The following is a 13,400-nucleotide window of genomic DNA, read 5'->3' as shown; positions in this document are numbered from 1 at the left end:
GAGACGGGGTGGGCGGGTTCTCGGCCCGCCAGCACGGCGAGCACGTCGTCGAGCGACAGCGAGCCCATGTTGTCGACGGCCTGCGTGGTCTGCGCGCCCAGGTGCGGGGTGACCGTGACCCGGTCGGCGAGATCGTCGGAGAGCAGCGGGCTCGCGCTCGCCGCGGTGTCGCCGTCGAGCGTGTCGGCCGCGTATGCGCCCAGCCGTCCGTCGCGCAGCGCCGTGGCCAGAGCCTGCTCGTCGACGAGGTCGGGGCGGGCGGTGTTCACGAGCACGGTGCCGGGGCGGATGCCGTCGAGCCGCGCGGCGTCGACGAGCGTCTGCCCTCCCGGCGCGTGCAGGGTGATGAGGTCGGCGGTGCGGAACAGCTCGTCGAGATCGACGGGCTCCGCGCCGTTTGCGGCGATCACGCCTGCCGGGAGGAACGGGTCGCTCGCGAGGATGCGAGGCCCGAAGCCGCTCAGTCGCCGCGCGACGCCCTGTCCGATGCGGCCGAAGCCGACGACGCCGACGGTCGCCGCACCGAGCTCGCGACCGCGGCGCACGCTCCAGTCGCCGGTGCGCACGCGGCGGTCGCCGTCGGGGATGAATCGCAGCGCCGCCAGCATCAATCCCACGGCGTGGTCGGCGACGGCATCCGCGTTGGCGCCCGGGGTGTTCGTGACGGGGATGCCGCGGCGCTGTGCCGCGTCGAGATCCACCGCCTCGACGCCCACGCCGTACCGCGCGACGACGCGGAGGTTCGGGGCGGCGGCGAGGTGCTCGTCGGTCACCGGACCGGTGCCGGCGACCCATCCCTCCGCTGCCGCCAGGAGGGGGGCGAGCTCGGTGAGCCCGTGGTGCGCCGGGCCGCGGACGATCTCGTGACCCGCGGCCCGCGCACGGGCGACGAGGTCGAGGTCGCCGTCGGAGAACGATCGACTGGTCGCGAGGATGACGCCCATCACGCCTCCCGCGCCGACGGCGAGCCGGCGAACCAGGGCTCGAGCGCCGTGTATGCGTCGACGAAGCGCGCGTGACGCTGCGCGTAGACGGCGTGCCGACCGGCATCCGGCGAGAATTCGGCCGTGACCTCGCTGAGCGCGCGTGCGGCGGAGAAGTCGGCGAGTCCCAGTCCGACCGCCCCCGTCACGGCGGCGCCCAGACTGTTCGCCTCCTCGACGATGGTGCGGCGCCGGATCGGCACGCCCCACACGTCGGCGAGGATGCCGAGCCACACGTCGCTCTGCGCCCCGCCGCCGACCGCGTCGATGCGGTCGATCACGGCGCCCGACTCTCGGAACGCCTCGATGCAGGTGAGCAGGTTGAAGGCGACGCCCTCGAGCACCGCCCGGGTGAGGTGCGCGCGGGTGTGGTGGCGGCCGATGCCGACGAACGCTCCGCGCGCGTGCGGATCCCACAGGGGCGAGCGCTCGCCGAGGAGGTACGGGAGGAAGTAGAGGTCCTCGGTGTCGAGGTCGCCGCCCGCCTCGGAGGTGAGACGTCCGGTCTCGGGACGGGCGGGGTCGGGCGAGAGCGCCTCGGCGATCCACTGCACGGAGGCGCCGCCGGCCTGCATGGTCGCGGTGGGCACGAACGATCCGGGCACGACGTTGTCGAAGGTCATGGTGCGCAGGAGCGGGTCGTGCAGCGGTGCGAGGCTCGCGAACGAGATCCACGACGAGGTGCCGAGGCACACGTATGCGCCGTCCTCGGGGGCGACGACGCCCGAGCCGACCGCGGCGAGCGGGCCGTCGCCGCCGCCCATGACCACGCGCACCGACCGGGGCAGGCCCAGCGCATCGGCGGACTCGGTCGTGAGGGTCCCCGCCACCGTCGTGGATTCGAGGATCTCGGGGAACAGCGACGCATCGAGACCGGCGGCCTCGAGCACGCGGGCCGACCACGTGCCGGCGACCTGATCGTAGGCGTTCGTGCCCGACGCATCCGATCGCTCGGTGGCGAGTCGGCCGGTGAGCCGGTAGACGATGTAGTCCTTCGCGACGCAGAAGTGCCGCACGCGCGACCACACGTCGGGCTCGTTGTCGCGCACCCACATGATCTTCTCGACCGAGTACGTCGGGTTCAGGCGGTGGCCCAGCACGCGGTACGCCTCGTCGGCGCCGATGGCCTGCTCCAGCATCCGCGTCTGGGATCCCGAGCGGGTGTCGGCCCAGATGATCGCCGGCCGCACCGGTTCGCCGTGCGCGTCGAGCAGCACCGTGCCCATCATCTGCCCGCTGACCACGAGGCCGACGACGGTCTCGGGCGCCACGCCGGATCGGGAGAGGAGGTCTCTCGTGGCGCTGACCACGGCGCCCCACCAGTCGGCCGGATCCTGCTCGGCGATCCCGCCGGCGGCGAAGTGCGCCGGGTACGGCACCGTGACCGAGGTCACCAGGCGGCCGTCGTCGTGATGCAGCGACGCCTTGTCGCCGGTCGTGCCCAGGTCGTGCGCGATGATCATGGCCGGAGCCTATTCCGCGGCGGGTGCGGCGGGTGCGGTCGGTGCGGCCGCCTCGGCTGTCGAGTAGGGCCGCAGGTCGACGCCGTCCGCCGCGCGGTAGGCGCGGGACCCCATGCCGTGCTCGAGCACCCAGCCGTAGTCGTGGCCCGCGCCACCGGGGTACACGGCGAGGAACGAGTACGGCTCGTCGCCGACGTTGATCGAGCGGTGCGCCCAGCCCGGCGGGATGTAGCCGATCGTCCCCGGCAGCATGTCGAGCCACTCGGTGCGCTCGCCGTCGAACATGAGCAGCCCGCCGCGCCCCTTCAACGCGAGGTAGATCTCGCCCTGGTGGTTCGGATGCTGGTGACCCTTGGTCATCCACAGCTCGCCCGATGTGTCGCCCGCCATGATCGTCGTGATCGACTGCGGCAGCTCGCGGTCGACCTCGGGCACCGGGGAGCTCACGACCGTGTAGACCACGGGGTTCTCGCCGTTCGCGGATGCCTGCCACGCATCGCCGTCGAGGAAGAGCCCCTCCAGGTCGGACATCCGCCGCGTGAGCGTCGGACCCTCGGGTGAGAGCGTGAGGTTCTCGGCGTCGAAGGCGATCGCCATCGGAGAGATCGGCGGGGTGTGGAACTGGGGCATCGGTGCTCCTCGAACGGATGCTGCGGCGCTGCGCAACCTGTAATGACAGGTTGAGCATACCTGTTATGACAAGTGCCGTCCAGTGCTCGTCTGCGCGGGGGGCGATGCTCAGGCGGATGCTGCGCGCAGCGCGCGTTCGAGGTGGGCGCGGCCGTCGCGGACGGCGGCGGCGACGACGGCATCCATTCCGGGGTATTCGGCGTGACCCGCAGGCAGCACCGCGAGCTCGAGCTGTCGAGCCGCGTTCGCGAGGCCGAACTGGCCCTGCGGCGGCACGTACTGATCCCAGAGCGCCGCTTCGACGCGCACCGGCACCTGCGTGAAACCCAGAGCACTCGACGCGTCGAACCAGCGCAGGGTGTCCCGGGCCTCGGGGTGCTCGGCGACGTGCATCCGCACGACCTCGCCGCTGCCGAGGCACGGCACCGACAGTCGCTCGTCGTACTGTCCGAAGCTCGGCACGATGAGCGTCGCGCCGACGAAGCGGTCGTCCCACGGCAGGGCGAGCGCGCCGACACCGCCGCCGAAGCTCTCGCCGACGTAGTACAGGGGCAGCTCTCCCGCGAGGGCCGCAAGGGCATCGGCGGTGAGCCACAGGTCGCGGGCGCAGAGTCCCAGGACGTACTGCTCGGGATCGTCGATGCCCGCGAGCACGTGCTGCTCGACCGGCTCTGGTGCGCCCACGCCGCGATTCAGCGTGGGCACCCCCCTCGCCACCGGGAAGATCGCCGCCATGTCCTCCGGGACGCGCGCGAGGTCGACCGCCTCACGTCCGCCGTAGCCGTGGGAGTGCACGATGCCCGCGCGGGGTGCGCCGACTCGGGGCTCGACGACCCAGGCGCGCAGGCGCACGCCGTCGGCCCCGCCATGCTCGATGAGCGAGACCCGCCGCCCGGCGACCGAGGTCGTCGCGAGCCTGACGGGTGCGGCATCCGTCGCCCGCGCTTCGCCCCGCCACCGCGACCAGCGCTCGGCGAACCCCGACGGAGCGGGCACGGGCTCGATCGCGTGGAGGTCGGCGCGGGTGCGTCCGTAGGTGCCGTCGAAGGCGGCGTCGGGGAACCACTCGTCGTAGGGGGAGGGGAAGGTCATGATCGGACGAGGCTAGCGAACCTCGTCGACCGGGATCACTCGTGTGCGCGGCGCGCCCGGTACGCCGCCACCGCGTTGCGGTTCGTGCACGTGGTCGAGCAGTACCGCTTGGAGCGGTTGCGTGACAGGTCGAGGGCGAGTGCCTCGCAGGAGTCGTCGGCGCAGATCGAGATGCGAGAGCCCTCGTCGGCACGGATGACGTCGATGAGCGCCATGGCCGTCTCGATCAGCACGCGCTCGGCGAGTGGGCGATCGTCGGCGACGGCGTGCAGGTGCCAGTCGGCGCCGTCGTGGCGCACCAGGCGCGGCGCGAGCGTCGTCTCGGCGAGGACGCCGTTGACCTGGTCGGCCATGTCCTCGCGGTCGCCGAGCAGCATGCGACGCAGCCGAGGGCGGATGCCGCGCAGCGCCGTCAGCTCGTCGTCGTCGCGATCGAGGCGGCCGGAGTACGGGAACTCGGTGAGGAACGCCTCGTGGTCGGCGAGCGTGTCGAGGGTCTGCGGGTCCTCGGCCGAGTTCACCAGCCAGACCGCCGCACGCAGCGCCTCCGCGGTGTCATCGGTGAAAAGCATGTTGACACCTTACATCCTCCGCGAGTAGCGTCACTTGCCATGAGCACAGTGACCGATGACATCCGTCCGCACGGGGTGCGCCTCGGGCTGCCGCTCGCGATCGCCGCTGCCTTCTCGTTCGCCATGTCCGGTGCCTGGGCGCGAGGGCTCATCGACGCCGGCTGGACGCCCGGTGCGGCCGTGACCGTGCGGGTGTGGGTCGCCGCCCTGGTGCTGCTCGTGCCGGCGATCCTCTCGCTGCGGGGGCGGTGGGGCGCGCTGCGGAGGAACGCCGGGATGATCGCCGCCTATGGCCTGCTCGCCGTCGCCGCGACGCAGCTCTGCTACTTCCAGGCGGTCGCCGTGATGGACGTCGGCCTCGCCCTGCTCATCGAGTACACGGCGCCGATCGCCGTGATCCTCTGGCTGTGGCTCCGCCGCGGAGAGCGGCCGAGTCGGCGCAGCATCCTCGGAGCAGCGATCGCCTTCGTCGGACTCGTGCTCATGCTCGACATCGTCACCGGAGCCGAGGTGAACGTCGTCGGCATCCTCTGGGCGCTCGCCGCGATGGTCGGCGCCGCGTCGTACTTCCTGCTCTCCGCCAAGGCGGACACCGGTCTTCCGCCGATCGCGCTCGCCGGGGGCGGACTGCTTCTCGGCGCGGTCGGCCTGACGGTCGCCGGACTCGTCGGCATCCTGCCCCTCGCCTGGACGACCGATGACATCGCCTATCGCTTCGGCGCGGCGCACTGGTCGGCGCCGTGGTTCGTGCCGGTCCTCGCGATCGGCCTCGTGGCGACAGCGCTCGCGTACATCCTCGGCATCGCCTCGACCCGGATGCTGGGGTCGCGTCTCGCGTCGTTCGTCGCGCTGTCCGAGGTCGTCGCCGCGCTGCTGTTCGGCTGGCTGCTGCTCGGGCAGCTGCCCGACCTGCTGCAGGCGCTCGGCGGCGTGCTCGTGCTCGTGGGGGTCGTCGTCGTGAAGCTCGGCGAACCGAGACCCGCGGAGTTCGTCGAGCCGGTCCCGGACGCCGCGGCGCTTCCGCGCGCGTGACGCGGGGGCGGTGGGGGGTGCGGGGTCGATCTCGACCCGCGCAGGCCGAGAGACGGATTTGGGTGAATGTATACCGCATCGACATCCACGGTCCGAGTCTGGCCGGGAGTAAGGATTTATGTATACACTGAGGGCATGACCCTCGACACAGCGGAACGGACCACCGCGTCCGACCGCGCGTATGCGGCGCTGCTCGACGGCATCCAGTCCGGCGCCCTCCCCGCCGGAACCGTCCTCGCCGAGGTCGAGCAGGCCGCCCGCCTCGGCGTCAGCCGCACCCCCCTGCGCGAGGCCCTGCGGCGTCTGGCCGCCGACGGGCTCGTCGTGCAGCAGTCGCCGCGTGTCACGGTCGTCGCCGACCTCGATACCGACGACATCCGCGAGCTGTTCGAGATCCGCCGCGCGCTCGAGGAGACGTCTGCGCGCCTTGCCGCCCAGCGCGGCGACGCCGCCGTCTTCGGGGCCCTCGCCGACGAGTTCGCGCACGTCGACCTCGACGGCGTCGCCGGACGCGACGCCTATTACGCCCTCATCGCGCGCTTCGATTCCGCCCTCGACGCCGCCGTCGCGAACGACTACATCGCGTCGGCGCTGCGCACCGTGCGCACCCACCTCGTGCGCGTCCGCCGCATGGCGCGCGACAAGCCCGCCCGTCTCGCCGCGTCCGCGGCCGAGCACCGCACGATCGCCCAGGCCCTCGCCGCCCGCGACGGCGATCTCGCCGCCCACGCGACGCACGTCCACCTGCACAACGCCCTCACCGGCATCCTCGACTCCCTGACCGCCAACCCCGAAGGGCATTCCGCATGACCGTCACCCACCACGTCCGTGTGCACCGCAGCGACGAGAACCTCGCCCGTGAAGACCAGCTCGCCTGGAAGATCGCGGAGGTCGCTGCCGACCCGGTCGAGGTCGAGCAGCCCGTGGTCGACATGATCGTCAACCGCATCATCGACAACGCGTCGGTCGCCGCGGCATCCCTCACCCGCGCACCGATCAACGCGGCCCGCGCGCAGGCGTTCAGCCACCCCGTCTCGACCGGCGGGGCCGGAGCCACCGTGTTCGGTGCGGCGCTCGACCACCGCACGAGCCCCGAGTGGGCGGCCTGGGCGAACGGCGTGGCCGTGCGCGAGCTCGACTACCACGACACGTTCCTCGCGGCGGAGTACTCGCACCCGGGCGACAACATCCCGCCGATCCTCGCGGTCGCTCAGCACGTCGGCTCCGACGGACGCGCGCTGGTGCGGGCGATCGCGACCGGATACGAGATCCAGATGGACCTCGTGCGTGCGATCTGCCTGCACAGGCACAAGATCGACCACGTCGCGCACCTCGGCCCGTCGGCCGCGGCCGGCATCGGCACGCTGCTCGGTCTCGACGTCGAGACGATCCACCAGGCGGTCGGGCAGGCGCTGCACACGACCACCGCGACCCGGCAGAGCCGCAAGGGCGAGATCTCCACGTGGAAGGCGCACGCCCCGGCCTTCGCCGGCAAGATGGCGGTCGAGGCGGTCGACCGCGCGATGCGCGGCCAGACCAGCCCCGCTCCGATCTACGAGGGCGAGGACGGCGTGATCGCCTGGATGCTCGACGGCAAGGATGCCGCGTACGAGGTGCCGCTGCCGGCATCCGGCGAAGCGAAGCGCGCGATCCTCGACTCGTACACGAAGGAGCACTCGGCCGAGTACCAGGCGCAGGCGTGGATCGACCTCGCCCGCAAGCTCGGCACCGAGAACCCCGCCCTGCGCGACCCCGCGAACGTCGAGGCCATCGTGCTGCACACCAGCCACCACACGCACTACGTGATCGGCTCGGGCGCCAACGACCCGCAGAAGTACGACCCGACGGCGTCGCGCGAGACACTCGATCACTCGATCCCGTACATCTTCGCCGTGGCGCTGCAGGACGGCGGCTGGCACCACGTCGACTCGTACACGCCGGAGCGCGCCGGCCGCGCGGACACCGTCGCGCTGTGGCACAAGGTCACGACGGCTGAGGATGCCGAGTGGACGCGCCGCTACCACTCGGAGGCCCCCGACGTGAAGGCGTTCGGCGGTCGCGTGGAGTTCCGACTGACCGACGGCACGACCGTCGTCGACGAGATCGCCGTCGCCGACGCGCATCCGCTCGGCGCCCGTCCGTTCGCCCGCGAGAACTACATCGCGAAGTTCCGCCTGCTCGCCGAGCCCGTGCTCGAGCCCGCCGAGATCGAGCGCTTCCTCGAGCTCGTCCAGCGGCTGCCCGAGCTCACGGCGGCCGAGGTCGGAGAGCTGTCGATCATCGTGAAGCCCGGACTGCTCGAGGGTGCGGATGCTCCGAAGGGGCTGTTCTGATGCTGTACTCGACCGTCACCCCGGCCGAGAAGCGCCGCCTGTTCCGTGAGCGTCTCGCGAGCGGTGAGCTGCTGCGCTTCCCCGGCGCGTTCAACCCTCTGAGCGCGCGCCTCATCGAGCAGAAGGGCTTCGACGGCGTCTACATCTCGGGCGCCGTGCTGTCGGCCGACCTCGGCCTTCCCGACATCGGCCTCACCACCCTGACCGAGGTCGCCGGGCGGGCGAAGCAGATCGCCCGCATGACCGACATCCCCGCGATCGTCGACGCCGACACCGGCTTCGGCGAGCCGATGAACGTCGCCCGCACGATCCAGGAGCTCGAGGACGCCGGTCTCGCCGGCACGCACATCGAGGACCAGATCAACCCGAAGCGCTGCGGTCACCTCGACGGCAAGAGCGTCGTCGACGAGAACACGGCGATCAAGCGCATCCGCGCCGCGGCCGACGCCCGCCGAGACCCGAACTTCCTGATCATGGCGCGCACCGACATCCGCGCGATCGACGGGCTCGACGCCGCGATCGATCGGGCGAAGGCACTCGTGGATGCCGGGGCCGACGCGATCTTCCCCGAGGCGATGCGCGACCTCTCGGAGTTCGCGGCGATGGCGGATGCTCTCGACGTGCCGATCCTCGCCAACATGACCGAGTTCGGCAAGAGCGACCTCTTCTCGGTCGATCAGCTGCGCGACGCGGGCGTGAACATGGTCATCTGGCCGGTGTCGCTGCTGCGCATCGCGATGGGCGCGGCGGGCCGGGCACTCGATACGCTGAACGACGAGGGGCACCTGATCTCGACGCTCGGAGAGATGCAGCACCGGGCGGATCTCTACGACCTCATCGACTACGAGTCGTACAACCACTTCGACTCGGGCGTCTTCAACTTCACCATCACGAAGGAGTGAGCATGACCGAGCCGGACATCAAGAAGGGCCTCGCGGGGGTCGTCGTCGACACGACCGCGATCTCGAAGGTCAACCCCGAGACGAACAGCCTGCTCTACCGCGGCTACCCCGTGCAGGAGCTCGCCGACACCCAGCCGTTCGAGGCGGTCGCGTACCTGCTGTGGCTTGGCGAGCTGCCGACGCCCGAGGAGCTCGCGGCCTTTCGTGCGCAGGAGCGGCCGCAGCGCGCGCTCGCCGACAACGTCAAGGTGGCGATCGACCTCGTGCCGCTCGAGGCCCACCCGATGGACGAGATCCGCACGGCCGTCAGCCTGATCGGCGCGTCCGATCCCGGCGCCGGCGGCTCGGTGCTGGATGCCGGGGGCAGCCCCGAGGAGAACCTCGAGCGCAGCATCCGCCTCTTCGCCGCCCTTCCCGCGATCGTCGCCTACGGGCAGCGTCGCCGCCGGGGGCAGGAGCTCATCGAGCCGCGCGACGACCTGGACTACTCGGCGAACTTCCTCTGGATGACGTTCGGCGAGGAGGCCGATCCGGTCGTGGTCGACGCCTTCAACCGGTCGATGATTCTTTACGCCGAGCACTCGTTCAACGCCTCGACGTTCACGGCCCGCGTGATCACCTCGACGCTCAGTGACCTGTACTCGGCCGTCGTCGGTGCGATCGGCGCGCTCAAGGGCCCGCTTCACGGCGGCGCCAACGAGGCCGTGCTGCACATCTTCGACGAGATCGGCGAGGCGTCGAACGTCGTGCCCTGGCTCGACAAGGCCCTCGCCGAGAAGCGCAAGATCATGGGCTTCGGGCACCGCGTGTACAAGAAGGGCGACTCGCGGGTGCCGACCATGAAGGCGGCGCTCGACACCCTGGTCGAGCACTACGACAGGCCCGAGGTCGCGGCGCTCTACGACGCCCTCGAGTCGGAGTTCGTCGAGCGCAAGGGCATCTACCCGAACCTCGACTACCCGTCGGGGCCGGCGTACAACCTCATCGGCTTCGACACGCTCACGTTCACGCCGCTCTTCGTCGCGGCGCGGGTGACGGGGTGGACCGCGCATGTGATCGAGCAGGCCGGAGCGAACGCGCTGATCCGTCCGCTCTCGCACTACGACGGTCCCGACGAGCGGCACGTCGAGAGCTGATCGCCAACGGCCGGTGCTCGGTCGGCGCGGACTAGCGCGCGGCGCGGGCCGCCGTCAAGGCGATGCGCGAGAGCATCCGTGGGAGTAAGACGGATGCGGGGCGTTCGCGCGCCCCGCGAGAAGGAGGCCCCGTGTCCGCATCCGACGTCACCGTCAAGAAGGTCAGGTCGCTCGTCCCGGCGCGCATGGACCGGCTGCCGTGGGCCCGATTCCACTGGATGATCGTCGTCGGTCTCGGGTTCTCCTGGATCCTCGACGGCCTCGAGGTGCAGATCGTCGCCGCGAACGGATACGCCGCGACCCTCGGCATGGGCCCCGCCGAAGTGGGGCTCGCCGGCACGTTCTACCTCCTGGGGCAGGTCTTCGGCGCTCTCGTGTTCGGTCGGCTCACCGACCGGCTCGGCCGCAAGAAGCTCTTCCTCCTCTCCCTGGTGATCTATCTCGTCGGATCGGCGGTCGCCGGCCTCGCGTTCGCGCCCTGGTTCTTCTACATCTGGCGCTTCGTCGCCGGCGCGGGAATCGGCGGCGAGTACGCGGCGATCAACTCCGCGATCGACGAGATCATCCCGGCGAGGTACCGCGGACGCGTCGACATCGCGATCAACGGCACCTACTGGGGAGGAGCGGCGCTCGGCGCGGTCGCCAACATGTTCTTCCTCAACACCGACATCCTCCCCGAGGACATCGGATGGCGTCTCAGCTTCTTCCTCGGCCCCGTGCTGGGCGTGCTGATCATCTGGCTGCGGCGCCACATCCCCGAGAGCCCGCGCTGGCAGATGACCCACGGACGCGAGGACGAGGCCGAGCGCAACGTCGACCAGATCGAGGAGCGCATCCGCAAGGAGGGCAAGACGATCCCGCCCGTCGACGAGAGCAAGGCGATCACGGTCAAGGAGTACGGCCGCGTGCCGTTCCTCGTGATCATGAAGGTGCTGTTCCGCAAGTACCCGCGCCGCACCCTCGTCGGCATCACCATGATGGTGACGCAGTCGTTCCTCTACAACGCGATCTTCTTCACCTACGCGCTCGTGCTGGAGAACTTCTACGACACGCCCCCGGCATCCGCCTCGCAGTACTTCATCATCTTCGCCGTCGGAAACCTCGCCGGCGCCCTGCTCCTCGGGCACTTCTTCGACACGTGGGGCCGACGACGGATGCTGTTCGCCACGTACGTCCTCGCGGGCGGCATCCTGCTGGTCAGCGCGTTCCTGTTCAGCGCGGGGGTGCTCAACGCCGGCACCCACACCGCGTTCTGGTGCGCGTCGTTCTTCTTCGCCTCGGCGGGGGCGTCGGCCGCCTACCTGACCGTGAGCGAGATCTTCCCGCTCGAACTGCGCAGCCAGGTCATCTCGTACGTCTTCTCGATCGGTCAGCTCGTCGGCGCCATCGCACCCGTGCTGTACGGCTCGCTCATCGGGGCGAGCGCCGAGTCCGGCGACCGCGGACCCCTCTTCTGGGGCTACGTGCTCGGCTCGGCCATCATGATCTTCGGCGGGGTCGTCTGCGGGGTCTTCGGCGTGAGCGCCGCGGGCAAGTCGCTGGAGGACATCGCCGATCCGCTGTCGCTGGTGGAGTCCGGGGAGAAGGAAGGCGCTGCGGACACGCGGTAAGTTCTGCGGCCAGGCGTGACTTCTGCGGCCGATCGGGCGTGGATCGGCCGCAGAAGTTACCCAGTCCCGCAGAAGTGAGCGACGGCGAGTCAGCCGAGCTCGATCACCGACCAGGACAGCGGCGGCAGCGTCGCACGCACCTGGCCGTCGACGACCTCGGCGCCCGCGAGCGGCACCATGTGCACGGCATCCGGCGTGGTCTCGAGGTTCGAGGTGTGCCGGTCGCCGCCCTCGGGGATCGTCAGCGTCTCGGCGTTCACGACGCGCAGTCCGTCGAGTCCGCGCAGGTCGACCGTGAGGTCGCTCGACTCGTCCAGCGAGCGGTTCGCGACGAACACCACGACCCGTCCGGTCTCCTCGTCCCAGGTCGCTGCGGCATCCACGGCATCCACCCCGCCGTACCGCTTCGTCTCGATCTGCGGCGCGGTGACCGCCAGGCGCAGGATGCGCCCCTTCGCGAGGCGCGCCATGCGCTCGAACGGCCAGAAGCTCGTCTGGCGCCACGCCGGGCCGTTCTCCTCCGAGCGGATCGGCGCGATCACGTTGACGAGCTGCGCCTGGTTCGCGATCTTCACGCGGTCGCCGTGCCGCAGCAGGCTGTTCAGCAGGGTGCCCACGACCACGGCATCCGTCACGTTGTACGTGTCCTCGATGAGGCGCGGATGCTGCGTCCATCCCGCCTTCGCGATCTCGACCGACTCGACCGTGTTGAACTTCACCTGGTCCCACACGTTCCATTCGTCGAACGAGATGTCGACCTGCTTCGTGTGCTTGCCGGCCGCCTTCACGGCATCGATCGTCGCGATGACGCCCTCGATGAACGCGTCCATGTCGACCGCCTCCGCGAGGAACGACTCCGCGTCGCCGTCGTGCTCCTGGTAGTACGCGTGCATCGAGACGAAGTCGACCTCGTCGTACGCGTGCGTGAGCACCGTGTGCTCCCAGGTGCCGAACGTCGGCATCGAGCGCGCTGACGAACCGACCGCCACGAGCTCGATGGTCGGGTCGACGAGCTTCATGGCCTTGGCCGACTCCTGCGCTAGTCGTCCGTACTCGGATGCCGTCTTGCCGCCGATCTGCCAGGGGCCGTCGAGCTCGTTGCCCAGGCACCACAGCTTGATGTCGAACGGCTGCTCGGCGCCGTTCTTCCGACGCAGGTCCGACCAGTAGGTGCCGCTCGGGTGGTTGGCGTACTCGACGAGCGACCGCGCCTCCTCGACGCCGCGGGTGCCCAGGTTGATGGCCTCCATCACCTCGACGTCGGCCTCCTTCGCCCAGTCCATGAACTCGTGCAGACCGAAGGCGTTGGTCTCGATCGTGTGCCAGGCGCCGTCGATGCGCACGGGCCGGTCCTCGACCGGGCCCACGCCGTCCTCCCAGCGGTAGCCCGAGACGAAGTTGCCGCCCGGGTAGCGGACGACGGTCGGGCCCATCTCCTTCACCAGGGCGAGGACGTCCTGGCGGAAGCCGCGCTCGTCGGCCTGCGGGTGACCGGGCTCGTAGATGCCGGTGTACACGCAGCGCCCCATGTGCTCGACGAACGACCCGAAGAGTCTCCGGGGGACGTCGGCGATCGTGAAGTCGCGGTCGATGGTGATGCGGGCCTTGCTCATTGCTCTCCTTGATCGGCGGGATGCCGGGTTGGGG

Annotated in this window: 12 protein-coding genes; 6 read left to right on the top strand and 6 right to left on the bottom strand. The window is 70.5% G+C overall.

What is annotated here, in order from left to right:
• From A4X16_RS04315 to A4X16_RS04295, 5 genes are all read right to left on the bottom strand, one after another.
• A partial coding sequence (locus A4X16_RS04315) for a phosphoglycerate dehydrogenase (protein ID WP_082914262.1) occupies nucleotides 1–944 on the bottom strand: 944 nt, incomplete at its 3' end.
• The gene (gene xylB / locus A4X16_RS04310) at nucleotides 944–2,446 is read right to left on the bottom strand and encodes a xylulokinase (RefSeq protein ID WP_067116892.1); all 1,503 of its coding nucleotides are present in this window, start codon (nucleotides 2,444–2,446) and stop codon (nucleotides 944–946) included. The genes A4X16_RS04315 and xylB, both read right to left, overlap by 1 nt.
• 9 nt (nucleotides 2,447–2,455) lie before the next feature.
• Nucleotides 2,456–3,076 (bottom strand): glucose-6-phosphate isomerase family protein, encoded by a 621-nt coding sequence (locus A4X16_RS04305; RefSeq protein ID WP_067116889.1) that lies wholly within the window; start codon nucleotides 3,074–3,076, stop codon nucleotides 2,456–2,458.
• A gap of 108 nt (nucleotides 3,077–3,184) precedes the next feature.
• Nucleotides 3,185–4,168 carry an acetylxylan esterase gene (locus A4X16_RS04300; RefSeq protein ID WP_067116881.1) on the bottom strand — a complete coding sequence of 328 codons (984 nt, stop codon included), beginning with the start codon at nucleotides 4,166–4,168 and terminating at the stop codon, nucleotides 3,185–3,187.
• Nucleotides 4,169–4,203: 35 nt separating this feature from the next.
• Nucleotides 4,204–4,740: a CGNR zinc finger domain-containing protein gene (locus tag A4X16_RS04295; RefSeq protein WP_067116877.1), complete on the bottom strand. Its 537-nt coding sequence runs from the start codon at nucleotides 4,738–4,740 to the stop codon at nucleotides 4,204–4,206.
• A 39-nt stretch (nucleotides 4,741–4,779) separates the two neighbouring features.
• Between A4X16_RS04295 and A4X16_RS04290 the strand changes: the two genes are divergently transcribed.
• The 6 genes from A4X16_RS04290 to A4X16_RS04265 all read left to right on the top strand — a co-directional run bounded on the left by A4X16_RS04290 (nucleotide 4,780) and on the right by A4X16_RS04265 (nucleotide 11,753).
• The gene (locus A4X16_RS04290; RefSeq protein WP_067116874.1) at nucleotides 4,780–5,772 is read left to right on the top strand and encodes an EamA family transporter; all 993 of its coding nucleotides are present in this window, start codon (nucleotides 4,780–4,782) and stop codon (nucleotides 5,770–5,772) included.
• 135 nt (nucleotides 5,773–5,907) lie between these two features.
• Complete coding sequence (locus A4X16_RS04285) at nucleotides 5,908–6,582, top strand: GntR family transcriptional regulator (RefSeq protein ID WP_067116871.1); 675 nt, start codon at nucleotides 5,908–5,910, stop codon at nucleotides 6,580–6,582.
• Nucleotides 6,579–8,105, top strand: coding sequence for an MmgE/PrpD family protein (locus tag A4X16_RS04280; RefSeq protein ID WP_067116868.1), 1,527 nt, complete (start codon nucleotides 6,579–6,581; stop codon nucleotides 8,103–8,105). The genes A4X16_RS04285 and A4X16_RS04280 overlap by 4 nt, the downstream gene beginning before the upstream one ends.
• Nucleotides 8,105–9,007 (top strand): methylisocitrate lyase, encoded by a 903-nt coding sequence (gene prpB, locus A4X16_RS04275; protein WP_067116866.1) that lies wholly within the window; start codon nucleotides 8,105–8,107, stop codon nucleotides 9,005–9,007. The genes A4X16_RS04280 and prpB overlap by 1 nt, the downstream gene beginning before the upstream one ends.
• Before the next feature lie 2 nt (nucleotides 9,008–9,009).
• On the top strand, nucleotides 9,010–10,143 hold the full coding sequence (locus A4X16_RS04270) for a bifunctional 2-methylcitrate synthase/citrate synthase (RefSeq protein ID WP_067116863.1): 1,134 nt from the start codon (nucleotides 9,010–9,012) through the stop codon (nucleotides 10,141–10,143).
• 185 nt (nucleotides 10,144–10,328) lie between these two features.
• The gene (locus A4X16_RS04265; RefSeq protein WP_067116919.1) at nucleotides 10,329–11,753 is read left to right on the top strand and encodes an MFS transporter; all 1,425 of its coding nucleotides are present in this window, start codon (nucleotides 10,329–10,331) and stop codon (nucleotides 11,751–11,753) included.
• An 89-nt stretch (nucleotides 11,754–11,842) separates the two neighbouring features.
• Here the strand turns inward: A4X16_RS04265 and arfA are convergent, their stop codons facing one another.
• Entirely contained in the window at nucleotides 11,843–13,366 is a 1,524-nt protein-coding gene (gene arfA / locus A4X16_RS04260; RefSeq protein ID WP_067116860.1) for an arabinosylfuranosidase ArfA, read from the bottom strand.
• Nucleotides 13,367–13,400 lie beyond the last annotated feature (34 nt).

It is taken from the genome of Microbacterium sp. H83 (assembly GCF_001650405.1).
Lineage (GTDB): Bacteria > Actinomycetota > Actinomycetes > Actinomycetales > Microbacteriaceae > Microbacterium.
The sequence above is the reverse complement of the archived record's forward strand: the minus strand, read 5'-3'. Positions and strand labels throughout refer to the sequence as shown.

Excerpts from the sequence above, each read along its gene's own strand:
- xylB (WP_067116892.1), bottom strand. The coding sequence starts at position 2,446 with ATGATCATCGCGCACGACCTGGGCACGACCGGCGACAAGGCGTCGCTG.
- A4X16_RS04305 (WP_067116889.1), bottom strand. The coding sequence starts at position 3,076 with ATGCCCCAGTTCCACACCCCGCCGATCTCTCCGATGGCGATCGCCTTC.
- A4X16_RS04300 (WP_067116881.1), bottom strand. The coding sequence starts at position 4,168 with ATGACCTTCCCCTCCCCCTACGACGAGTGGTTCCCCGACGCCGCCTTC.
- A4X16_RS04295 (WP_067116877.1), bottom strand. The coding sequence starts at position 4,740 with ATGCTTTTCACCGATGACACCGCGGAGGCGCTGCGTGCGGCGGTCTGG.
- A4X16_RS04290 (WP_067116874.1), top strand. The coding sequence starts at position 4,780 with ATGAGCACAGTGACCGATGACATCCGTCCGCACGGGGTGCGCCTCGGG.
- A4X16_RS04285 (WP_067116871.1), top strand. The coding sequence starts at position 5,908 with ATGACCCTCGACACAGCGGAACGGACCACCGCGTCCGACCGCGCGTAT.
- A4X16_RS04280 (WP_067116868.1), top strand. The coding sequence starts at position 6,579 with ATGACCGTCACCCACCACGTCCGTGTGCACCGCAGCGACGAGAACCTC.
- prpB (WP_067116866.1), top strand. The coding sequence starts at position 8,105 with ATGCTGTACTCGACCGTCACCCCGGCCGAGAAGCGCCGCCTGTTCCGT.
- A4X16_RS04270 (WP_067116863.1), top strand. The coding sequence starts at position 9,010 with ATGACCGAGCCGGACATCAAGAAGGGCCTCGCGGGGGTCGTCGTCGAC.
- A4X16_RS04265 (WP_067116919.1), top strand. The coding sequence starts at position 10,329 with ATGGACCGGCTGCCGTGGGCCCGATTCCACTGGATGATCGTCGTCGGT.
- arfA (WP_067116860.1), bottom strand. The coding sequence starts at position 13,366 with ATGAGCAAGGCCCGCATCACCATCGACCGCGACTTCACGATCGCCGAC.